This is a genomic window from Rathayibacter sp. VKM Ac-2760 (assembly GCF_009834185.1).
Classification (GTDB): Bacteria; Actinomycetota; Actinomycetes; order Actinomycetales; family Microbacteriaceae; genus Rathayibacter.
This window is the reverse complement of sequence record NZ_CP047173.1, coordinates 1803477-1825524: the sequence shown is the minus strand read 5'-3', so window position 1 is coordinate 1825524 and position 22048 is coordinate 1803477. Positions and strand designations below refer to the sequence as shown.

Sequence of the window (22048 nt, the reverse complement as noted above, 5' to 3'; positions counted from 1 at the left end):
CTATCGAATCCGGGACGGCGAGAGCAATCTCGACGGGCGTCGTTCCGCGCGTCCTGGCGGATCCCGTCGGTCAGGAGCCGCCGGCGAGGCTCGCGCGCAGGGTGTCGAGCCCGACGCCGCCCAGATCGAGTGCGCGACGGTGGAATCCGGCGAGCGAGAAGCCGGCGCCCTCGCGGGCGCTCGCCTCGTCGCGCAGCTCCTCCCAGATCCGCTGGCCGATCTTGTAGGACGGAGCCTGGCCGGGCCAGCCGAGGTAGCGGTTCACCTCGAAGCGGACGAACGCGTCGTCCATGTTGACGTTCGCGCGGAGGAACGCGAGGGCGGACTCGGCGGTCCAGACGTCGGTCGAGCCGGGCATCCGCTTCTGCAGGTGCACCCCGATGTCGATCACGACGCGGGCCGCACGCATCCGCTGACCGTCGAGCATGCCCAGGCGGTCGGCCGGGTCGTCGAGGTAGCCGAACCGCTCCATCAGGCGCTCCGCGTAGAGCGCCCAGCCCTCGGCGTGGCCCGAGCTGCCGGCGAGCTGGCGGCGCCAGGTGTTGAGGCTCGCACGGTTGTGGACGGCCTGCCCCACCTGCAGGTGGTGGCCGGGGACGCCCTCGTGGTAGACGGTCGTCAGCTCGCGCCAGGTGGCGAACTCGGTGACGCCCGGGGGCACCGACCACCACATCCGGCCGGGGCGGGAGAAGTCGTCGCTCGGCCCGGTGTAGTAGATGCCGCCCTCCTGGGTCGGCGCGATCCGGCACTCCAGGCGGCGGAGCTCGTCGGGGATGTCGAAGGCGGTGCCGGCGAGCTCGCGGACGGCGCGGTCGCTCGTCTCCTGCATCCAGCGCTGGAGGGCGTCGACGCCGTGCAGCGTGCGGGACGGGTCGGTGTCCAGGTGCGCGATCGCCTCGGCGACCGAGGCGCCGGGCTGGATCTCCCGGGCGATCGCCTCCTGCTCGGCGGTCATCCGCGCGAGCTCCTCGATCCCCCACTCGTAGGTCTCGTCGAGGTCGACGACGGCGCCGAGGAAGCGGCGCGACTGCAGCGCGTAGTGCTCGCGACCGACCGCGTCCTGCTCCGTCGCCGCGGGGGCGAGCTCGGTGCGGAGGAAGGCGGCGAGCCCGCCGTACGCTGCAGCGGCACGCCGGGCGCCCTCCTCGAGTCGCAGCGAGAGGGACGCGGGCAGGGAGCCGGTGGCCGGAGCGGCGTCCGCGGCCAGCGCAGCGAAGAACCCGCGCGCACCGGCGAGGGTCTCGGCCTGCTCGGCGACGAGCCCCACCTGGCGGCGCGCGGGCGTCACTCCGGCACCGATGCCCGCCCGGAGCGTCTCGGCGTAGCCGGCGAGAGCGGCCGGCACGGCATGCAGCCGCTCGGCGACGTCCTCCCAGTCGCCCACCGAGTCGGTCGGCATCAGGTCGAAGACGTCGCGGAGCTCCTGCGCGGGGGACGCGATCACGTTGAGGTCGCGCAGAGGAAGCCCTGCCTCGTGCGCCTCGAGCGAGAGCCGGAGGTCGGCGCCGAGGTCCGCGACGGTGACCGCGTCGACGGCGTCGACCGGCACGGCGGACTCGAGCTCGGCGAGGGCGGCGGCCGTCGCGGCGCGGGAGCGCTCGAGGCCCTCCGGCGACAGGTCGCCGAGCCGCCGGTTCGCCTCGGCCCGGCCGATCGAGGTGCCGAGGACGGGCTCGAGCTCGACGAGGGTGTCGACCCACCGCTCGGCGACCAGATCGACGGCGGTGGGCACGCGAGAGGGATCGGAGGTCATGCTCTCGAGCCTAGCCAGCGGCCGGGAGCGGCCGACGGGCCGATCGGCGTCAGTGCGCCGCGACGTCCCAGTCGGAGCCGTGGCCGACCTGCACCTCGAGCGGCACCGAGAGATCGACGGCGCCCGCCATCCGCGCTCGGACGACCTCCTCGAGCACGTCCTCCTCGCCGGGGGCGACGTCGAAGATCAGCTCGTCGTGCACCTGGAGCAGCATCCGCGACTCCAGCCCCCGCTCGCCGATGTCGGCCTGCACCCCGATCATCGCGATCTTCATGATGTCGGCGGCCGACCCCTGGATCGGCGAGTTCAGCGCGGCCCGCTCGGCGTTGTCGCGCAGGACGCGATTGCCGCTCTGCAGGTCGGGGAACGGGCGGCGGCGGCCGAAGATCGTCTCGGTGTAGCCGGTCTCGCGGGCCTGCTCGACCACCGTGCGGAGGTAGTCGCGGACCGCGCCGAAGCGGACGAAGTAGTCGGTCATCAGCTGCTTCGCCTCATTGCTCGAGATGCGCAGCTGCTTGGAGAGGCCGAAGGCGCTCAGTCCGTAGGCGAGGCCGTAGGACATCGCCTTGACCTTGTTGCGCATCGCCGAGGTGACGTCGGCCGGCTCGACGCCGAAGATCCGCGCGCCGACGAAGCGGTGCAGGTCCTCGCCGCTGTGGAAGGCCTCGATCAGCCCGGCGTCGCCGGAGAGGTGCGCCATGATCCGCATCTCGATCTGCGAGTAGTCGGCGGTGATCAGGGTGCTCGCCTGGCGGCCGTGCACGAACGCGGTGCGGATGCGGCGGCCGACCTCGCTGCGGACGGGGATGTTCTGCAGATTCGGGTCGTTGGAGGAGATCCGGCCGGTCGCCGTGCCGGTCTGGTCGTAGCTCGTGTGGATGCGCCCGTCGGCGGTTACTGATTTCTCGAGCGTCTCGATGATCTGCTTGAGCTTCGTCGCGTCGCGGTGCTCGAGCAGCAGGCCGAGGAACGGGTGCGGGTGCGACTCCTGGAGGTCCGCGAGGGCGGAGGCATCGGTCGTGTAGCCGGTCTTGGTCGCGCGGGTGCGCGGCATGGCCAGCTCCTCGAAGAGGACCTGCTGCAGCTGCTTGGGCGAGCCGAGGTTCATCTCGTGCCCGATCTCGGCGAAGGCGCGGTTCGCGAGGTCGACCGAGGTCGCGGTGAGCTCGGTGCGCAGGCGCGCGAGCACGTCGGCGTCGATCGCGACGCCGGTCAGCTCCATCGTCGCGAGCACCTGCACGATCGGCAGCTCGATGTCGACGAGCACCGAGAGCATGCCCTCGCCGAGCAGCTCGGTCTGGACCGCGACGAGGCGGTGCGCGTACCAGGCCTCGGTCGCGGGCCCGATCGGATCGACGGTGGGGACGAGCTGGTTCGGGTCGCCCTGCGGCATCGACTCGTCGAGGTACTGCAGCACCTGGGCCGACAGCGTGGCCGCGTGGCCGGTGGGCTGCAGGAGCCAGGCCGCGATGCGGGTGTCGAAGGCGAGGCCCGCGACCGGGAGGCCCGCGCGGCGCAGCGCCTTGACCTGCGGCTTCGCATCGGCGAAGTACTTCGGGGCGTCGCTCGCGAGCCACTCCTCGAGCGCGGTGTAGTCCGGCCGCCCGGCCGCCCAGGGCACGAAGGCCGACTCGGAGTCGACCGAGAGGCCGATGCCCTCGAGTCCGTCGGCGCCGAGCTGCACCTGCACGGCGACGGGAACGGTGCCGTCGGCGGAGACGCGCGTCAGCCAGTGCGCCAGCTCCTCGTCGACCAGGTTCCGCACGGCGGGAGCCGCCGTGACGACGGTGTCGCCCGCGAGCGCCTCCGCCGCGCCCTCGACGCCCTCGTCGGCGGCGATCGTCAGCACGCGCTCCTGGAGCGTCTTGAACTCGAGCCGGCTGAAGATCTCGCGCACCGCGTCGGGGTCGATCGGCCGGCGGCCGAGGTCGTTCGGGCCGAGCGGCAGCTCGACGTCGGTGATCAGGCGGTTCAGCCGGCGGTTGCGGAGCGCGTTCTCCTTCTGCTCGCGCAGCTTCTCGCCGACGACGCCCTTGATCTCGTCGGCGTGGGCGATGATGTCCGCGACGGTGCCGTACTGGTTGACCCACTTGGCGGCCGTCTTGGGGCCGACCTTGTCGACGCCGGGCAGGTTGTCGCTCGTCTCGCCGACGAGGGCCGCGATCTCGGGGTACTGGTGCGGCTCGACGCCGTACTTCTCGAAGACCTTGTCGCGGTCGTAGCGGGTGAGCTGCGAGACGCCCTGCGTCGACGGGTAGAGCAGCGTGACGTCGGGCGTCACCAGCTGGATCGTGTCGCGGTCGCCCGAGACGACGAGCACGCGGAAGCCCGCCTCGGCGCCCTGGCGCGCGAGCGTGGCGAGGATGTCGTCGGCCTCGAAGTCCTCCTTCGAGACGGTGCGGATGTTCATCGCGTGCAGCGCCTCCTCGAGGAGGGGGACCTGGCCCTTGAACTCGGGCGGGGTCTCGCCGCGGGTGCCCTTGTACTCGGCGTACTCGCGGGTCCGGAACGAGTAGCGGGAGATGTCGAAGGCGACGCCGAGGTGGGTCGGCTTCTCGTTCTTCAGCAGCAGGATCAGCATCGACAGGAAGCCGTGGATGGCGTTCGTGTGCTGACCCTCGCGGGTCTGGAAGCTGTCGACCGGGAGGGCGTAGAACGCCCGGAACGCGAGGGAATGACCGTCGATGAGCAGGAGGGTAGGCTGTTCCGGATCTGACACAGGGCAAGACTACACAGCGCCTCCGACACCGGTTCGGGCCCGGTCCCGCCCGTCGGCGGAGGGCCCCGGGGAGGCCCAGCACGAGGAGCACCGTGACCGACTCGGCCCCCGCCGCCGCCACTCCCGCCACCGCCTGGGTGCGCCCGCCCGTCCTCGATCTCGAGGCGCTGATCGGTCGCGGAAGCGGCGAGCTGGCCGAGCGGATGGGCATCGTCTGGCACGAGCTCACGCCGGAGCACTCGGTCGCGTCGATGCCCGTCGCGGGCAACCGCCAGCCGGTCGGCATCCTGCACGGCGGCGCGCACGTCGTCCTCGCCGAGTCGATGGGCTCGATCGCCGCGAACGTGCACGCCGGAGCGGGCCGCCTCGCGATGGGCATCGAGCTGAACGCGAGCCACAGCCGCTCGATCACGCACGGCCACGTGATCGCCACCTGCGACGCGATCCACCTCGGCTCCACCCTCACCACGCACGAGATCGTCGTCCGCGACGAGCAGGGCCGTCGCCTCAGCACGGTCCGCATCACGAACATCCTCCGCGACGCCCGCTGACGACTCGATTCAGGGCGCGGTGGGAACGGTCGCGACGACGACCGCCCCGATGACGAGGATCGCCGCCGCCGCGACCAAGAAGGGCGTCTGAGTGTGCACGAGGGGCGCCACCGTCGACCCGCACAATCCGGCCAGCCCCTGGCCGTAGTACGAAGCCGACGTCGGTCGGGGTGCTGTCCGCTCGAGAAGCCACGATCTCTCCACCAGCGGAATCGCGCGGGGAAAGAAGGCCAGCAGCGGGACCACGACGATGAGCGTCACGAGGGGGGAGAAGTGCTGCACCTCGGGGAAGGCGGCCCCGGAGATGAAGAACAGCAGCAAGCAGACCGTGAAGACGATCAAGCCGAGCCGTGACCGAGGTGGACCCCACCGCGGCTCAGGAGGTGCGGACGTCTCGCTCATGGACTCACTCCTTGCAGGGCTCGCTGACAGGGAAGGACGCCACCGCCACGTAGTGCAGATGGCGCACGCCGACGCACTTGCCCTCGTCCTCCGCACGATTGGCGGCGTCGATCGCGACCGCCGCTCCCAGTTCGCACGCCCAGCTGGCACCACCGCAGAGAAAGGCCAGCACTACCGTCACGGCACCGGAGTCACTGGCCAGACGATGAGTGTCGGAACGGCTCAGGAGAAGAGTGCAGAAGGCCGCGTCGCACTCCACACTCGGGTCGGCGACCACCGGATACGCAGCACCCTGGTGTCGAAGGTGCTGAAGGACAGTGCTGCCGTCGATCTCGTACCACGTGTCGACGGGAGCACCCTCGGCGTCGATCGCCCAGGGCGCTGCGATGGTGTTCACGACGTCTCCGAGCGAATCGGAGACGGTGACAGCGCCGGCGTCGGTGAGTGCGAGGTGCGCGGCAGCACCCGAGGCCGTCACCTCGAAGCGGTACTCCTCCGGCGCCTCCGCCCCCTTGATGACCGCGTAACCCGCGGCAGCCGCGGCGTCGTCGGAACTGGTGAGGACGTAGTCGGCGTGCTCGCCCTCGTACAGCAGGACTCCGGGCTGGACCTCCGTCCCGACGGCCTCCGTCACCGGCGCCAGGGAGAGTGAGCCTCGAGGCGTGGTGACGGTCAGTCCGTCGAGGGCGTCGAGCTGCTCGGACGCAGGGGCCGCGGCCGGCTCCGCACCTCCCTCGTCGCCGCGTGGAACCGAGGCTTCCGCGGTGCCGCTCTCCTCGGGAGCAGCACCTCTGGGATCGAGGAGATCGTGCTCGTCGAGAGCGGCCACTGCCTGTCCACCTGCATCCCTGCTCGCTGTCGAGGTGTCCGGGGCGGGGAGCGGACTCGCCTGCGCCGGCGCGCTCCCGAGGGCCGCGACGGCGAAGACGAGCCCGGCGACAAGGAGGAGAGAGGACTTTCTCAGTGATCGCATCATGCACTCCACTCGATCTCGCTCGCGCGGGAGAGCCGGCACACGCGGTCGCGGCGCCTCATCGAACCCGGGCGAGTGCGCTTCCATTCGGAGCCGACCACCGACGTGACTCTGCGGTACTGCTCACCGCTTCGGCTGATTCCACCCCGAGCGCTCCTCCTGTATAGCCATACTCATATGGTGCTGGCAACTACTGTCGCGCTACGCCGGTCATCGCGCGCCAGGGTGGAGGTGAGACCCGTCCCACCCGGGACGGACCGCGCGAGCGCAAGCCCCCGACGCCGCGGGCAGGGCGACCTAGGCTCGGGGCGTGACCTTCCGCGATCTGCTGCGCTCCCTGCCGTCCATGCCGTCCGAGCTGCCCGACTTCGAGGCGGAGGCGGCGCCGGCCGATCCGGTCGAGCTGTTCGGGCAGTGGCTCGAGGCGGCGAAGGACGCGGGGCAGCTGCTCCCCCACGGTGCGACGCTGTCGACCGCCGACGCCGACGGGACCGTCTCGGCGCGGGTGCTCGTGCTGCGCGACATCGACGACACCGGCTGGGCGTTCTCGACCCACGCCTCCAGCCCCAAGGGGCGCGCGATGGCGGCCAACCCGCACGCCGCGCTGACCTTCTTCTGGCCGGTGCAGGGCCGGCAGGTCCGGGTCGAGGGGCGGGTCGAGCGCGGATCCGCGGAGGAATCGGCGAAGGACTTCCAGCGCCGGTCGGAGGCGGGCCGCACGGCGCTGCTCGTCGGCCGGCAGAGCGAGCCGATGAAGCGCGCCGAGGACTTCGACCTCGTGACTCTGCAGACCGGTGTGGCCGTCGCCTGCTCCCCCGCGACACTCGACCGCGACTGGGCCGTCTACCGCGTCGTCCCCGAGCGCATCGAGTTCTGGCAGGGCTCGACCGCCGCCGAGCAGGACCACACCCGCCTGGAGTACCGCACAGCCGCGGGAACGACGGAGGCGGGCGGCTCCCCGTGGGAGCGCACCCGCCTCTGGCCGTGACGGCGCGGCCCTCGGGCCGCCGCCCTACTTCTTGGGGCTGAGCTGCTCGATGATCGCCTGCGCGACGTCGTGCATGGTGAGGCGGCGGTCCATCGACGCCTTCTGGATCCAGCGGAACGCCTCGGGCTCGGAGAGGCCCATCTTCTCGTTGAGCAGGCCCTTGGCCCGGTCGACGAGCTTGCGGGTCTCGAAGCGCTCGACCATGTCGGCGACCTCGGCCTCGAGGGTGAGGATCTGCGCGTAGCGGGAGAGGGCGATCTCGATCGCCGGAAGCAGGTCGTTCGGAGTGAACGGCTTCACCACGTAGGCCAGGGCGCCGGCCTCGCTCGCGCGCTCGACCAGCTCCTTCTGGCTGAACGCGGTCAGCAGCACGACGGGGGCGATGTGCGCCTTCGAGAGGCGCTCGGCCGCCGAGATGCCGTCGAGCTGGGGCATCTTCACGTCCATGATCACCAGATCGGGGCGGAGCTCGGTGGCGAGGGCCACCGCCGTCTCGCCGTCGCCCGCCTCACCGACGACCTCGAAGCCGTTGTCGCGGAGGATCTCCACGATGTCCATGCGGATGAGCGATTCGTCTTCCGCGACGACGACCCGACGGGGGGCGGTCGACGGAGTTTCCTGGTCTGTCACGCCGAAGAGCCTACGGTATTCTCGACAGGCTCGTGATGAGCCGGTGTGGCGGAATGGCAGACGCGGGGCACTCAAAATGCTCTGTCCGAGAGGGCTTGTGGGTTCGAGTCCCACCACCGGTACCACCCGGGTCGGCGCGCGGTCCGCGCCGCCGGCCCGCTCCGGTCCCGCGTTCGCTAGCGTCGACGGATGGACGATCCCGCCCTCGCCTGGCCGCTCTTCTCCCTCGTGCTGCGGACGCCCCGCCTCGAGCTGCATCCCGTGCGCGACGCGGATCTGCCCGCGCTGGCGTCCGCCGCCGCCGCCGGGATCCACGAGCCGGGCCGCTCGCCGTTCCCCGCGGCCTGGGCGGAGGTGCCGGCCGAGCAGCTGCCCGCCGACCTCGCCCGCTACCAGTGGTCGCTCCGTGCGGCGACCCGGCCCGACTCCTGGCGCGTCGCCTTCGCGATCGTCGAGGACGGCGTGGTGATCGGCTGCCAGGATCTGCTCGCCGACGAGTTCGCGGCGCGGCGCACCGTCTCCTCCGGCTCGTGGCTGACGCGCGCCGCGCAGGGCCGCGGTCTCGGTCGGGAGATGCGCGCGGCGGCGCTGCTGCTCGCCTTCGACCACCTCGGTGCGGAGGTGGCGGAGAGCAGCGCGCTGGCGTGGAACGCCGCCTCGATCGGAGTGTCGACGGCGCTCGGCTACGAGCGCAACGGCACGCAGCGCACGGTCGGCGCCGACGGCGTCGCGGTCGAGGAGATCCGCTTCCGGGTGACGCCCGGGACGTTCCGCCGCCCGGAGTGGTCGCTCGACGTGTCCGGCCTCGACGCGGTGCGCCCGCTGCTGGTCGCGGCCGCGACCGACGTCGTCAGAACTCCCTGAGGCTCCCGCGCAGGCCGCCGCCCGGGTAGCCGCGGCGGAGGATCCCGCGGCGTCGCAGGATCGGCACCAGCTCGTCCAGCATCCGGTGCAGCGTCACGGGGTGGAAGTCGCCGGAGAACGCGATGCCGTCGTTGTCCGCATCGTCGCCGAGCTCCTGCACGAAGTCGGCGACCTCCTCCGCGGTGCCGACGACTCCGCGCCGGTCGGCGATCAGGCCGAGGCGCGCCTTGGCGGTGAGCAGCGCGCGCAGTGGAGCATCGGCGTCGGCCCCGCCGTAGAGCCCGGCGATGCTGCCGCGCGAGACGTGCTCGCCGAAGACCGACGGGTCGACGGGTCGATCGAGGTCGAGGACGGTGAGGTCGGTCTCGAGGTCGCTGGACTGCGCGGCGGCCACGGCGAGCAGCGTCGCGTCGTCGGGGTGCGCGGAGGCGTCGACGAGGCGCTCCGCCTCCTCGCGGCTCGAGACGATGATCGGCTTGAACACGAACAGGATCGTCAGGTCGTCGGAGTTCCTGCCGTGCGCGGCGGCGGCAGTGCGCGCGCGCTCGCGGTAGCCGCGCACCGTCGCGATGTCGAGCGAGGCGAGGGCCAGCTGGATCTCGGACTGCGCGCCGGCGAAGTCGATGCCGCGCGGGGATCCGCCGGGCGAGACGATCACCGGCTCGCCCGGATCCGCATCGGCACCCGTGCCGAACGGCAGCGCGTTCAGCGGCCCGTCGAACGAGTAGTGGGTTCCCCGGTGCTGCACGGCCCGCAGTCGCGCGCCGTCGGCGAAGCGGCCGGTCGCCTCGTCCTGGATCAGGGCGTCGTCGCCCCAGCTGCGCCAGAGCTCGCGCAGCGAGTCGAGCCACTCGTGCGCGCGGTCGTAGGCGCCGTCGTGCGCGAGCGGCTCGAGGCCGAAGTGCCGGCTGCTGCCCACGTCGGTGACGACGTTCAGCCCGAGCCGGCCGGCGCTGAGGTGCTGGAGCGTGGCGAACTGGCGGGCGGCCTGGTACGGGCTGTACGCCATCGGGTTCACCGTCGGCGCGACGCCGAGGTGCTGCGTCGCCTCGAAGAGGGAGGGCGCGAGCAGCAGCGGGTCGTGCTTGGGGCCGCCGTAGGCCCGGCGGATCCGCAGGTCGAGGGTGCTCGCGTTCCCGAGCGAGAGCGCGTCCTCGATGATGACGAGATCGAAGCCGGCCTGCTCGAGCTCGCGGGCGCTTCGGCGGTACACCTCCGCGGTCGTCCAGGAGTGCTCCCACTCCCAGCCGGGCTGCCCCCAGGCCTGCGGGCCGAACCCGCGGGAGAGGAACCAGGCGAAGTGCTGCGGGGCGCTCACGACGCCTCCGCCAGCACGAGCGGGCGCACGGCGGCGGCGGCCAGCCCGCGTTCGAGATCGGCTAGCAGATCCTCGACGTCCTCGATGCCGATCGAGAGGCGGAGCAGGCCCGGTCCGATGCCGGCGGCGGCGAGCTGCTCGGCCGTGCGGCCGACGTGCGTGGTCGAGGCCGGGTGCAGCACGAGCGAGCGGACGTCGCCGAGGTGCGTCATCCGGGTGAAGAGGCCGAGCGCGTCCGAGAAGCGGCGCGCCGCCTCCTCCCCGCCGTGCAGGGTGAAGGAGAAGACCGAGCCCTGCCCGAGCGGCAGGAGGCGACGGGCGAGCGCGTGCGAGGGGCTGGAGGCGAGCCCGCTGTAGTCGACGCTCGCGACCTCGGGCCGCTCCTCCAGCCAGCGCGCGACGGCGAGGGCGCTGCGCGACTGGTGGCGGACCCGCAGCGACAGCGTCTCGAGCCCCTGCTCGAGCAGGAAGGCCGTGAGCGGTGAGACGGTCGGCCCCATCCGGCCGGCGACCACGTGACGGGCGTAGTCGGCGAAGGCCCGCTCCAGGTCGCCGCCGCGCTCGATCGCCGCGGCGAGGTGCGGGTACTGCGGCGTGCGCCAGTCGAAGCGGCCGCCGTCCACGATCACCCCGGCGATCACGGCGCCGTGCCCGGCCAGGAACTTGCTCGCCGAGTGCACGACGATGTCAGCGCCGTGCTCGAGCGGGCGGAGGAGGTACGGGGTCGCGAAGGTGTTGTCGACGACGACGGGGACGCCGGCGCGGTGCGCGACCTCGGCGACGAGCCGGACGTCCACGACGTCGTTACGCGGGTTCGGGATCGACTCGATCAGGACGGCGCGGGTGCGCGGAGTGATCGCGTCGGCCCAGGCGAGCGGGTCGTCGGCGTCCTCGACGAACGTGGTGGCGACGCCGAGCCGGGCCAGGTTCTCCAGCAGGAGATTGCGCGTGCCCTCGTAGAGGCTCGAGGCGGCGACCACGTGGTCGCCCGCGGAGGCGAGCGCGAGCAGGGCGACCGAGACGGCCGCCTGGCCGCTGCCGACCAGGAGGGCCTCGACTCCGCCCTCGAGGGCGGCGAGGCGGCGCTCGACGGCGTCGGTGGTCGGGTTGCCGACCCGGGTGTAGGTGTAGCCGTCCGCGCCGGCGAAGCGGTCGCGGGCCTCGTCGAAGGAGTCGAAGCTGAAGCCGGCCGTGAGATAGATCGGGGTGCGCCGTGCGTGCAGCGCGTCCTCGACCGCTCCCGCATGCAGCTGCCGGGTCGCGAAGCCCCAGCCGTCCTCGCTCGAACGCTCGTCCTGCGCCATGATCCGCCCCCCGTGTCCGCCCTCCGGCAGTGGGCACCACCGTGGCACGGGAGGCGGACGGCGCGTCGGGCGGTTACCCGGCGTTACGCCGGAGCACTCCGGTCGTCACCAGAACATGGTCCCCGGTGCGCCCTTGAACGGACCGACCACCCGCGAGGTGATCCAGCCGCCGTAGAAGTCGCCGGGCTGCGGCTGCACCGTCTCGCCGTCGACCGTGCAGGAGTCCATCCGGCCGGGGTAGAGCGCGACCGTGCCGACGAGCTGCTCGAAGCCCGGCAGCGGATCCGGGTAGATCCAGCCGGCCGCCTCGGCGACCGCCTCGCCGCCGCGCACCGTGAGGTACGCGGCCGCGCCCTTGAACTCGCAGATGCTGCGGCCCGGCGCCGGCTCGAGGGCGCCCTCGGCGAACGCGGAGCGCGGGAGGTAGTAGACGGGCGGGTGACTGGTCTCGAGGACGCGGAACGCCTCGCGGGTGTCGGCGACGACGACGCCGCCGAGCCGGACGACCACGTGCTCGGCGGTCGGCTCGACCCGGGGCGGTCGCGGGTAGTCCCAGACGGATTCCTGTCCCTCGGCGGGGGGTGTGCGCTTCATCCGGCCCACGCTACGCGCGCCCGATGGGGTGCCCGGTGCGCTCCCAGCGGATCCGCGGGACGCCCCCGTCGGGGGTCCGCTGATCGCCGCCGGGACGGCACGGGGTCGCCGCGGTCGCGTAACGTCGTCCTTGCGCCGGAATCCCGAGCCCGCGCGCAGAAGGATCACACGCGTGCCCGAAGAATGCATCCACGGCCTCGACATCGCGCTCTGCGACGTCTGCTCCCCCGCCAAGCTCCCCGAGCCGCAGGGGCGCACGCGCGCGCCGGTGCGCGTGCCGGGGACGTCCCGGGCGGCCACGGCGCGCGCCGCCGCCCGCGGGACCGCCCGCGAGAAGCCGCTCCCCCAGGTCGACGTCGCCGCGCAGCGGATCTACCACGTCACGCACCTCGACAACCTCGAGGCGATCGTCGCCGCCGGCGCCGTGCTGGCCGACCAGGCTCTCGGCGACCGCCCCGCCGTCGACGTCAGCGCCGAGACGACGCGCGAGCACCGCCGCGCCGTGCAGGTCAAGGACGGCGTGAGCGTCGCCGGCTACGTGCCGTTCTTCCTCTCGCCCGACGCGGCGCTCTGGGCCGACCTCCGCGGCGAGCGCGTGCTGCCGCACTGGTCGCCCCGCGCGCAGACCACCACGGCGTCGCAGTTCGTCGTGCTGGTGGGCTCGCTCTCCTCCGCCCCGGTGCTCAGCGACGGCGACGCCTCGCACGTGCTGACCCGCTTCACCGAGGGCGACGCCCTGGTGCGCACCTTCGCACGCCTCCTCGTCGACGAGCCCGCGCTGCGCAGCGCCGAGGCGCTCGTGCCGGAGCGGTTCCCGATCGAGGAGATCGCCGTCGTCGGCGTGCCGTCGGTGACGATGAAGAACAAGGTCAAGGCGATGTTCGAGAACAGCGGTGCCTCGCCCCGCGTCGCGGTCTACCCGCCGTGGTTCCACCCGGTCGCCGAGGAGGAGTGACGCGGAGGAGCCGGCCGGGCTTCGGTGTCCGGTCGGCTCCTAGGCCCCGTCGAGCAGATCGAGCCGGTCGGCGACGTAGCGCTCGATCGGCATGAGGCCCTGGTCGACCAGGCCCGGAGCCCAGCGCACGACGACACCGCCGTCCCGGAGCGACAGCGGCTCCTGACCGGCGGCGAGGCTCTCGGGGTCGACCGCCAGGCGGCGCCAGCCGTGGTTGACGATCTCGCCCTCCTGGAACGGGCCGTCGAAGGCGGCCTTCCGGATCTCTCGGCGCGCCTCCTGCGACTCCGACTGGTTGTTCGCGTGCAGCGGGGCCACGGAGCGGGTGACGGATCCGGTCGCGAAGAGCTCGCCGTCGTGACCGAGCAGCAGGACGCCGAGTCGCCAGGCCCGGGTGACGGGTGTCATCACGGGGGCGCGGTGGAAGCCCAGGAGAGCACGCCGCCGGCGGAGCTCGGCGAGGGCCTGATCGGCGACGCCGCGGCGCTCCAGTTCGGCGACGGTCCGCGCGAGCAGCTCCTGCAGGGCGCCGGCGGCGCGCGTCGCCTCGTCGGATGCGGTCATGCCTGCGCTCCTTCCGGTCCCCTGCTCGCGACCACGCCGGGTCGGCTCCGCCAGCCTAGAACGGGTGACGCGCGGAACGAGCCACGGAGCCGGAGACGACGACGGCGCGCCCGCCCCGGAGGGTGGACGCGCCGTCGGGCGGGATCAGATCGCCGAGGCGAGGACCTCGTCGAGCTTCGCGGAGGCCTCCTCGTCGGTGGCCTTCAGCGCGAGCGAGAGCTCGGAGACCAGGATCTGGCGGGCCTTCAGCAGCATGCGCTTCTCGCCGGCGGAGACGCCGCCGGCCTGCTCGCGGCGCCACAGGTCGCGGACGACCTCGCTGACGCGGTAGACGCTGCCGCTGGCCATCTTCTCCTGGTTGGCCTTGAAGCGGCGCGACCAGTTGCTGGCCTCCTCGGCCACGTCGCTGCGGAGGACGTCGTAGACGGCCTGCACACCGGCGTCGTCGATGATCTCGCGCACGCCGACGAGCTCGGCGTTCTCGACGGGCAGGGTGATCGTGAGCTCGCTGGTGTGCACGTTCATCGTCATGAACGTCTTCTCGACGCCCTTGACCGAGCGCTTCTCGAGCCCGGTGATCGTCACCGCTCCGTGGTGCGGGTAGACCAGGGTCTCGCCGACCTCGAATGTCATCATGTCGTGCCTTTCATCGTGGGGCGTAGTAGTGGCGGGGAGGAGGAGGCGAGGGGCCGCAGCGGCGCATCGGCCAGCCAGGGCGGGAGGAGGGCGAGGAGTCGCTCGACCAGCTCCTCGTCGGTGCCGTCGAGGCTGCCGGCGAGCCAGGCGCCGACCACGGCGACGACACCACCGGCGGCGAAGGTCGCGGTCAGCTCGGCGTCGACGCCGGCGGGCGCCTGCGCGCGGGCGAGCACCTCGCGGTGCAGGGCGAGCACGGTGTCGAGGACCGCGTCGTCCGAGGCGAGACGCGCCGATGCACGGGCGCGGAGTCGGGTGTGGAAGGCGTGCCGGTCGACCAGCCGCTCGACGAGGCGGACGTAGCCCCGGCGCAGGGCCTCGGCTCCGGTGCGGTCGAAGGCGTCGCCCTCGGCGACGTCGGCCACGACGAGGTCCTCGCGCAGGAGGGCGGAGGCGACGGCCGCCGCGTCCTCGAAGTGCGCGTAGAACGAGCTGCGGCTGATGCCGGCCTCGCGCACGATGTCGCTGACGGCGATGCCCTCGGCGCGCTCGCCGTCGGTCTGCATCACGAGTCGCTCGACCGCGTCGAAGACCCGGCGGCGTGTGCGGCGGGCCCGCGGGTCGACCGACGCGGAGATCGGAGGGGCGTCCGCTCCGAGCGGTGACGCGGGTCGAGCGGAAGTCATCTCCGGCAGTCTACCACTTCCCGGACAGGTGTTCGAGAAGCTGGGCGGATCCGATGGGGCGGGCGGCTCCGGCGCGGGTGGGTGCGGCGTGCCGGAGGTGATTGCGCGTGCCGGAGGTGGTTCGGCGAGCCGGAGGTCGCGTCGGACAACTTCGGCACGTGAGAATCGCCTCGGCTTGCGGAAAGGGCCGATTCAGGCGAGCCGGAGCCGAATCCGCGAGCCGGAGGTCGCGGGGAGTGCACGTTCGAGAACTCAGGCACGCGGAATCCGCCTCGGCTCGCGGAAACAGGCTATTCCGGCGAGCCCGAGCAGATCTCGCGAGCCGGAGGTCGCGGGGACCGCACGTCCGAGAACTCCGGCACGCAGAATCCGCCTCGGCACGCCGGAACAGGCCAATCCGGCGAGCCCGAGCAGATTTCACGAGCCGGAGGGCACAGGGACCGCACCTCCGAGAACTCCGGCACGCAGAATCCGCCTCGGCTCGCGGAAACGGGCTATTCCGGCGAGCCCGAGCAGATTTCGCGAGCCGGAGGTCGCGGGGACTGCTTGTCCGAGAACTCCGGCTCGCAGAATCCGCCCCGGCTCGCGGAGACGGGCGGTTCCGGCGAGCACGTGCCGGAATCGCCCGCGCGCGGCGGGCGGCGTCAGGTCGCGGTGGCGCGGGAGGCGGCGAGGCGGCCGAGACGGGTGCGGGCGGCCCGCTCGCTCGGTGAGACACGGCCGAGGTAGAGCTCGAGACCGCGCATCAGGAGGCGGGTGGCGGTGATCGCCGGCCACCAGGCACGGCGGAGGCCGAGGAGCCGGCGCACCTCCGGCGACAGCGACGCGGTCGCCCCGGCGAAGAGCAGCGGATAGACCACCCCGGCCTCGCCCGGCAGCTTCACGGTGCGCAGGAACTGCACCGCCTCGTGCACGCGCTCGTCCGGACGCAGCTCGCCCGCGAATCCGGCCAGCTGCTCGCGCAGCTCGGCCACGCTCTCCGGCGGGTTCTCGACGCCGAGCAGTCGACCGGATGCGGCCCACTCGCGGACGTAGGCGTCGGGACCGCCGGGGATCGGCCCGCCCCACAACTCGTGCGCGCCGAGGAACGCCTCGGTGAACGCGTCGTGCACCCAGAGCAGCAGTCGCGGGTCCTGAGCCGAGTAGTGCCGCTCAGCGTCGGCGGCGTCGTGATAGGTGCCGACGATCCGCTCGTGCACGCCCGTCACCCAGCGGGCGGCGCCCGAGGCGGTGGCCGTGTCGCCGAAGCTCGTGGTGAGCACCCAGCGGACGGTGTTGTCGAGGCGCCCCATCGGGTCCTCGCGGTAGCGGGAGTGGTCGTGCACCCCGGCCATCGCACCCGCGTGCAGCGTCTGCATCAGCAGCGCGCGCACGCCGGCGACCATGGTCGGCATCGCTCCGTTCACGGCCCAGACGGCGCTGCCGGGTCCGAAGAGGCCGGCGTCGTCCCCCGTTTCGAGGGCGGCGACCCAGTCGGGGCGGGGGCGGGGACGGCGGCGGCTCATCGGGTCAGTCTGCGCGCGGATCCTGGGGTGCGGCTGTCCGTTCCGTCACCCTTCCAGGGGTGTGGACGGGGGCGGTCACTCCGCCAGCAGCTCCCGGAGGTCGTCGGCGGTGAGGGCCTGGGCGAACAGCTCGCCCTCGTCGAGGGTCGCCGCGCTCAACCGCGCCTTGCGCTCCTTGAGCCGGACGATCTTCTCCTCGATCGTGTCCTTCGCGACGAGCCGGTAGACGTTGACCCGGCGCTCCTGGCCGATCCGGTGCGCGCGGTCGACCGCCTGCGCCTCGGCCGCCGGGTTCCACCACGGATCGAGGATGAAGACGTGGTCCGCCTCGGTCAGCGTCAGCCCGGTTCCGCCGGCCTTCAAACTGATCAGGAAGACCGGCGCCGCGCCCGAGCGGAACTCCTCGATCACTCCGGCCCGGTCGCGAGTGCCGCCGTCGAGCTGCACGAAGGGGATGCCCCGGCGGCGCAGGCGCTCGGCGGCGCGCTCGAGGTACGACGTGAAGGTGCTGAACACGAGCGCGCGGCGGCCCTCGGCCAGCACGTCGTCGAGCTGCTCGACGAGGGCGTCGAGCTTCGCGGAGGGCACGTGCCGGTAGGCGGGGTCGACCAGGGAGGCGTCCAGGGCGAGCAGCCGCAGCAGCGTGAGCGAGCGGAAGACGGTGAACCGCTGCCGGTCGAGATCCTCGACGAGCCCGAGCAGCTTCCGGCGCTCGCGCTGGAGGTAGCCGTCGTAGAGGACGCGGTGGCTCGGCGCGAGGGCGACCTCGATCGTCTGCTCCTGCTTCTCGGGCAGCTCGGGAGCGACCGCCTCCTTGGTGCGTCGCAGCAGGAACGGGCGGATCCGGCGCCGAAGCCGGTCGAGGCGACGGCGGGCGCCCTCGGAGTGCGCGACGGTGCGTCCGCCGGAGTGGTCGGGCGAGGCGATGCCGACCGGCTCGTCGGCGTGCAGGATCGGCCGGGTGTACTCCTCGCGGAACCGCCGCAGCGACGGCAGCAGCCCGGGCGCCGTCAGCGCGAGGATCGCCCACAGCTCGTCGAGCGAGTTCTCCAGCGGCGTGCCGGTGAGCGCGAGCGTGATCGGCGCGCCGACACCGCGGGCGGCTCGGTGGGCCTGGGCGCTCGGATTCTTCACGAACTGCGCCTCGTCGAGGACGAGCGCCGACCACTCGCGCGCGGCCCACTGCTCGCCGGCGAGCCGGAGCACCGCGTAGCTGGTGACGACGACGTCCACCTCGGCGGGGACCGCGGCGAGCGACGCCCCGTGACCCTCCCGCGAGCTCGTCACCGCCGCGACCCGGAGCGACGGCGCGAAGCGGGCGGCCTCGGAGAGCCAGCCGGGCAGCACCGAGGTCGGTGCCACCACGAGGAACGGCGGCGCCGCCGCGCCGGCGGCGCGCGCCTCCTCGACGGCCTGGAGCATCATCGCGAGAGTCTGCAGCGTCTTGCCGAGCCCCATGTCGTCGGCGAGGACGCCGCCGAGACCGTGTCGGCGACGGTGCACCAGCCAGGAGTAGCCCTCGCGCTGGTAGGAGCGCAGCTCGCCGACCAGCCCGGCGGGCGGCGCGACGTCGACCGGGGCGCCGGCGGCCAGCGCGTTCTCGAGCACGCCGCGCCAGGCGTCGGAGGCGACGCTCGCGTCCGCCAGCTCGTCCAGCTCGGCCCAGAGCGCGGTCTGGTGCCGACCGATCCGCACGCCGGTCTCCCATTCGTCGAGCTCGTCGGCGCGGTTCAGCAGCTCGCGGAGGCGGTCGAGGCCGGGGTGCGCGAGTGAGAGGTAGGAGTGGTCGACCAGCCGGATCCGGCCGGCACCGGTCGCCAGCGCGCGGAAGAGCGGACCGAAGGGGACGCTCGCGTCGCCGATCGTCACCACGACGCCGAGGTCGAACCAGTCGGCGCTCTCGGTGTCGGCGGCGGTGAGCGTGAGCGTCAGCGGACCGTTCAGCAGCCGGTAGTCCGGCGGCACCCCTTCGCGGTCGACGCGGACGCCGCCGACGCCCTCGAGCCGGGGCAGCTGCTCGACCACGAAGACCGCGGCCGCCGCGCCGCGGAGGACGGCCGGTCGGTCGAGGTCCGGCACGACGTCCGACTGCAGCTCGGCCAGGACGGTGCGGGCGCGCCGGAGGATCGCGGTCTCGAGGACCTCGTCGCCCGTCCCGTCCAGCTCGCGGGCCCGATCGGGCGTCCGCCGCCAGTGCCAGCCGACCCGGACGACGCGGCGCGGCTCGAAGGAGACGGTGCAGACGAGGCGGGGCGGCTCGGGCTCGTCGAGCTCCGTCCCGGCGTCGGCCCCGCGCACGGCGATGCGGCCGCGCAGGGTCGGCAGGTGCTCCTCCCGGAACTCGGCGACGTCGTCCGCGGGCACGCTCGTCGGGTCCGGGTGGCGCAGCAGCCGCAGCTCCTCGTCGTCGAGGGGCTGCGGCGCGGGGGCGAGCAGCAGCGACGCGGGGTCGCCGGCTTCGACCAGGTAGACGCCGTGCCGGGCGATCGGGCGGGCGGCGTCGAGCCGGCGCTCGCCGGTGTCGAGCCGGAGGACGGGGGTGAGCTCCAGCGCGCCGCCGCGGTCGGCGGCGACGAGGGCGACGTGCGCGGAGGCGGCGCGCGCGACCGAGCCCGCGCCGGAGGTCAGCAGCGGGATGCGCAGGCCCTCCGTCTGCTCGAGCAGTCGCCAGAGCAGCGGGCTCTCGTAGTCGTCGAGGTGGATCCAGTCGGGGTCCTGGCCGAGGTGCACCGTGCGGGTGGCCCGGTGCAGGGCGGCGAACTCGGCGAACCAGCGCTGGTGCGCGGGGTCGAGCGCGAGCCGGTGGGTCTGGAAGTTGAGCGACTTCCAGGTGAGGGTCGACCGGTTCCAGGCGCCGCCTCGCCCGGGCACGACCGGCCGGGTGGCCAGGCGGTGGTCCTCGCGGGCGGACGGGTCGTAGGTCGCAGCGGTGACGCGCTCGCTCGCGGGCGCCCGCCACGGGTCGTCGGCGCGCCGGACGAGCCGCCGCAGCTCGAACTGCAGGCCGATCGGCGTGAGCGGCGGACCCGCCTCGCCGAGCTCGCCGCCGCTGAGCTCGCCCACGCGGGCGCGCCAGGAGGCGGCGGAGGTCTCGGGGGGCACCGCCCCATGCTGTCACGCCCCTCCGACACCGCCGACGGAGCCGGACGGGCACGCGCCGCGCCCCCGCCGCGCGGCAGAATCGGAGGATGAGCAGCAGCGACTCCCCCGACCCCACCGTCCTCGCCATCGGCAGCGCCGACCTCCGCGTGGCGCTCACGACCGCCGGGGCCGAGATGACCTCCCTCCGCGACGCCGAGAACCGCGAGTACCTCTGGCAGGCCGGGCCCGAGTGGCGCCGGCACGCGCCCGTGCTGTTCCCGATCATCGGACGGCTGCCGGGCGACACCCTGCGCCACGACGGCCGGGACTACGCGATGGGCCAGCACGGCTTCGCCCGCGACCGGGTCTTCGAGCTGGCCGGCGTCGGCGGCGACGAGGCCGTCTTCCGGCTGCGCAGCGACGACGCCACCCGCGCGGTCTTCCCGTTCGACTGGTCGCTGCTGATCGCCTACGCGGTGACCGGCTCCACCCTGCGGATCACGCAGACCGTCGAGAACCGCGGCGACGTGCCGCTCGGCGCTTCCGTCGGCAACCACCCGGCGTTCGCGCTGCCGCTGCCCGGGGCGACCGGCGAGCACCGCGTCCGCTTCGCTCAGCCGGAGCCGGAGGGCTTCCGCCGGGCGCCGGAGAACCTCCTCGTCGCCGAGCGGCACCCGTCGCCGCTCGTGGACGGCGTGCTGACCGTCGACGACGCGCACTTCGAGGAGGGAGTGCTGATCTTCGACGAGCCGCGCCGGCGCACGCTGACGCTCGAGGCCGACGGCGCGCGCTCGATCGCGGTCGACACGGGCGACTTCGACGTCGTCGGCGTCTGGAAGCCGGTCGGCGCGCCGTTCGTCTGCGTCGAGCCGTGGCGGAGCGTGCCGACTCCCGAGGGCTGGGACGGCGACATCGTCGACAAGCCGCGCCAGTTCGTGCTCGCGCCCGGCGAGCAGCGGGCCTTCTCCTACAGCATCACGCTCAGCTGAGGCGCGTCCCGCTGGAGCTGCGCGTCGAGGAGCTCGAAGCGGCGGATGATGAGTCCCTCGCGGGTCGCCCAGGGGCAGATCACGAGCGTCTCGACGTGCAGCGCCTCCATCGCCGCCTCGGCGACGAGGGCACCGGCCAGCAGCTGCGGGGCGCGCAGGGCGGAGACGCCCGGCAGAGCCGAGCGGTCGGCCGCGCTGATCGCGGCGAGGCGGGACGACCAGAGGCGGAGGTCGACGAGGTGGAGCTCGCGGCGGACGAGCGGCCCGGCGGCGCTGGGGGCGGCGCCGGTGATGCGAGCGAGCGAGCGGAAGGTCTTGGACGTGCCCGCGACGAGATCGGGGGTGCCGAGGTCGAGGAAGGCCCGCACCGGCTCGGCGAGGACCTCGCGCACGTGGCGGCGGGCGGCCTTGACGCTGGTGGCGGAGGCCGGGTCGCCGTCCAGCAGGTCGCGGGTAACGCGGCCGGCGCCGAGCGGCACGGAGACGGCGAGCTCGGGCACCTCGTCGACGCCCATCGAGAGCTCGAAGGAGCCGCCGCCGATGTCGAGGTCGAGGATGGAGCCGGCGCCCCAGCCGAACCACCGGCGGACCGCGAGGAAGGTGGCGGACGCCTCGGCCTCGCCGCCGAGCTCCTGGAGGTGGACGCCGGTCTCGGAGCGGACGCGCTCGAGCACGGCCGCGCCGTTGCCGGCCTCGCGGATCGCGGAGGTGGCGAAGGCGAGCAGGTCCTCGGCGCGGTGGCGGCGGGCGACCTCGTGCGCCTCGGCGACGAAGGAGATCAGCTCGCGCTGCCCCTCCTCGGTGATGTCCCCCGCCGCGTCGAGGTGAGCGACCAGCGCGAGGCTGCGCTTGTGCGACCGGTACGGCACGGGCCGCGCTCCCGGGTGCGCGTCGACGAGCAGCAGATGGACCGTGTTGGAGCCGATGTCGAGCACGCCGAGTCGCATGCCCCCACGCTAGCGCGGGCCGCCGGCCCTGCCCGACGCGCGCTCGCCCGTCCACCCCGCGCTCGGGCGAGCGGGGTCTCGATACGCCGCTGCGCGGCTACTCGACCAGCAAAAGGGGCGCTGCGCAGCCGCTCGGCACGCACGCAGGGCCTCTGCGCGGCTGCTCGGCACGCACGCAGGGCCTCTGCGCGGCTGCTCGGCACGCACGGAGGGCCGCTGCGCGGCTGCTCGGCACGCGTGGGGCGGCTCGCGCCCCGGAGGGGCCGCGGCCCTTCCACACCGACGTGGGGGCGGGCGGGTCTCGATACGCCGCTGCGCGGCTACTCGACCAGCAAAAGGGCCGCTGCGCGGCTGCTCGGAACGCGCGGGGCGGCTCGCCCCCGGCGCCCCGAAGGGGCCGCCCTCCCCCGAGTCGGGTCTGCCGACCAGCCGCCACCTCGCAGGGTCACCGGCGATCCGCGTGCCGGCGGATCGTCGTAGCCGGAACGCGACCGGCTCCCACCAGCGCGACCCGTCGAGAAGCCGACCGCCGACGGGCGACGAGGAACGAGGAGCCCGTCGCAGAAGGGCCCGGCCGCGCTAGCGACCG

General features: G+C 73.4%; 19 protein-coding genes and 1 tRNA gene. 6 read left to right on the top strand and 14 right to left on the bottom strand.

The window, feature by feature from the left end; all coding sequences use genetic code 11:
* Positions 1-70 precede the first annotated feature (70 nt).
* Positions 71-1753 (bottom strand): DUF885 domain-containing protein, encoded by a 1683-nt coding sequence (locus GSU72_RS08240; RefSeq protein WP_159984579.1) that lies wholly within the window; start codon positions 1751-1753, stop codon positions 71-73.
* Positions 1754-1802: 49 nt separating this feature from the next.
* On the bottom strand, positions 1803-4472 hold the full coding sequence (gene polA / locus GSU72_RS08235) for a DNA polymerase I (RefSeq protein ID WP_159984578.1): 2670 nt from the start codon (positions 4470-4472) through the stop codon (positions 1803-1805).
* 137 nt (positions 4473-4609) lie between these two features.
* On the opposite strand from polA, the gene GSU72_RS08230 reads away from it, so the two are divergent.
* Complete coding sequence (locus tag GSU72_RS08230) at positions 4610-5023, top strand: hotdog fold thioesterase (protein WP_244256107.1); 414 nt, start codon at positions 4610-4612, stop codon at positions 5021-5023.
* A gap of 9 nt (positions 5024-5032) precedes the next feature.
* Here the strand turns inward: GSU72_RS08230 and GSU72_RS08225 are convergent, their stop codons facing one another.
* The gene (locus GSU72_RS08225) at positions 5033-5425 is read right to left on the bottom strand and encodes a hypothetical protein (protein WP_159984577.1); all 393 of its coding nucleotides are present in this window, start codon (positions 5423-5425) and stop codon (positions 5033-5035) included.
* A 4-nt stretch (positions 5426-5429) separates the two neighbouring features.
* On the bottom strand, positions 5430-6254 hold the full coding sequence (locus GSU72_RS08220) for a hypothetical protein (RefSeq protein WP_159984576.1): 825 nt from the start codon (positions 6252-6254) through the stop codon (positions 5430-5432).
* 454 nt (positions 6255-6708) lie between these two features.
* Between GSU72_RS08220 and GSU72_RS08215 the strand changes: the two genes are divergently transcribed.
* Positions 6709-7386, top strand: a complete 678-nt coding sequence (locus GSU72_RS08215; RefSeq protein ID WP_159984575.1) for a pyridoxal 5'-phosphate synthase — start codon at positions 6709-6711, stop codon at positions 7384-7386.
* Positions 7387-7410: 24 nt separating this feature from the next.
* On the opposite strand, the gene GSU72_RS08210 is transcribed toward GSU72_RS08215, so the two are convergent.
* On the bottom strand, positions 7411-8016 hold the full coding sequence (locus tag GSU72_RS08210) for a response regulator (protein WP_159984574.1): 606 nt from the start codon (positions 8014-8016) through the stop codon (positions 7411-7413).
* A 39-nt stretch (positions 8017-8055) separates the two neighbouring features.
* Here GSU72_RS08210 and GSU72_RS08205 point away from each other — a divergent pair.
* Positions 8056-8141, top strand: a tRNA-Leu gene (locus GSU72_RS08205).
* A gap of 64 nt (positions 8142-8205) precedes the next feature.
* Positions 8206-8880, top strand: a complete 675-nt coding sequence (locus GSU72_RS08200) for a GNAT family protein (protein ID WP_159984573.1) — start codon at positions 8206-8208, stop codon at positions 8878-8880.
* Here GSU72_RS08200 and GSU72_RS08195 read toward each other — a convergent pair.
* The 3 genes from GSU72_RS08195 to GSU72_RS08185 all read right to left on the bottom strand — a co-directional run bounded on the left by GSU72_RS08195 (position 8867) and on the right by GSU72_RS08185 (position 12096).
* On the bottom strand, positions 8867-10198 hold the full coding sequence (locus GSU72_RS08195; protein WP_159984572.1) for an LLM class flavin-dependent oxidoreductase: 1332 nt from the start codon (positions 10196-10198) through the stop codon (positions 8867-8869). The two genes, GSU72_RS08200 and GSU72_RS08195, sit on opposite strands and share 14 nt — an antisense overlap.
* Entirely contained in the window at positions 10195-11502 is a 1308-nt protein-coding gene (locus tag GSU72_RS08190) for a PLP-dependent transferase (RefSeq protein WP_159984571.1), read from the bottom strand. Before GSU72_RS08190 ends, GSU72_RS08195 begins: the two co-directional genes overlap by 4 nt.
* Before the next feature lie 105 nt (positions 11503-11607).
* A complete protein-coding gene (locus GSU72_RS08185; RefSeq protein ID WP_159984570.1) occupies positions 11608-12096 on the bottom strand; it encodes a DUF427 domain-containing protein in 489 nt (162 codons plus the stop codon).
* 172 nt (positions 12097-12268) lie between these two features.
* Between GSU72_RS08185 and GSU72_RS08180 the strand changes: the two genes are divergently transcribed.
* Positions 12269-13051: a DarT ssDNA thymidine ADP-ribosyltransferase family protein gene (locus tag GSU72_RS08180; RefSeq protein ID WP_159984569.1), complete on the top strand. Its 783-nt coding sequence runs from the start codon at positions 12269-12271 to the stop codon at positions 13049-13051.
* Positions 13052-13090: 39 nt separating this feature from the next.
* Here GSU72_RS08180 and GSU72_RS08175 read toward each other — a convergent pair whose 3' ends face one another.
* From GSU72_RS08175 to GSU72_RS08155, 5 genes are all read right to left on the bottom strand, one after another.
* A complete protein-coding gene (locus tag GSU72_RS08175) occupies positions 13091-13615 on the bottom strand; it encodes a hypothetical protein (RefSeq protein ID WP_159984568.1) in 525 nt (174 codons plus the stop codon).
* A gap of 144 nt (positions 13616-13759) precedes the next feature.
* Positions 13760-14248: a CarD family transcriptional regulator gene (locus GSU72_RS08170; RefSeq protein WP_123446565.1), complete on the bottom strand. Its 489-nt coding sequence runs from the start codon at positions 14246-14248 to the stop codon at positions 13760-13762.
* Positions 14248-14937 carry a TetR family transcriptional regulator gene (locus GSU72_RS08165; protein WP_159984567.1) on the bottom strand — a complete coding sequence of 230 codons (690 nt, stop codon included), beginning with the start codon at positions 14935-14937 and terminating at the stop codon, positions 14248-14250. Before GSU72_RS08165 ends, GSU72_RS08170 begins: the two co-directional genes overlap by 1 nt.
* Before the next feature lie 644 nt (positions 14938-15581).
* Entirely contained in the window at positions 15582-16442 is an 861-nt protein-coding gene (locus GSU72_RS08160) for an oxygenase MpaB family protein (RefSeq protein WP_159984566.1), read from the bottom strand.
* Between the two features lie 75 nt (positions 16443-16517).
* Positions 16518-19544: a DEAD/DEAH box helicase gene (locus GSU72_RS08155; protein WP_244256046.1), complete on the bottom strand. Its 3027-nt coding sequence runs from the start codon at positions 19542-19544 to the stop codon at positions 16518-16520.
* Between the two features lie 86 nt (positions 19545-19630).
* Between GSU72_RS08155 and GSU72_RS08150 the strand changes: the two genes are divergently transcribed.
* Positions 19631-20512 (top strand): aldose 1-epimerase family protein, encoded by an 882-nt coding sequence (locus tag GSU72_RS08150; protein ID WP_159984565.1) that lies wholly within the window; start codon positions 19631-19633, stop codon positions 20510-20512.
* Here GSU72_RS08150 and GSU72_RS08145 read toward each other — a convergent pair.
* A complete protein-coding gene (locus GSU72_RS08145) occupies positions 20491-21459 on the bottom strand; it encodes a Ppx/GppA family phosphatase (protein WP_159984564.1) in 969 nt (322 codons plus the stop codon). The genes GSU72_RS08150 and GSU72_RS08145 overlap by 22 nt on opposite strands.
* Positions 21460-22048 lie beyond the last annotated feature (589 nt).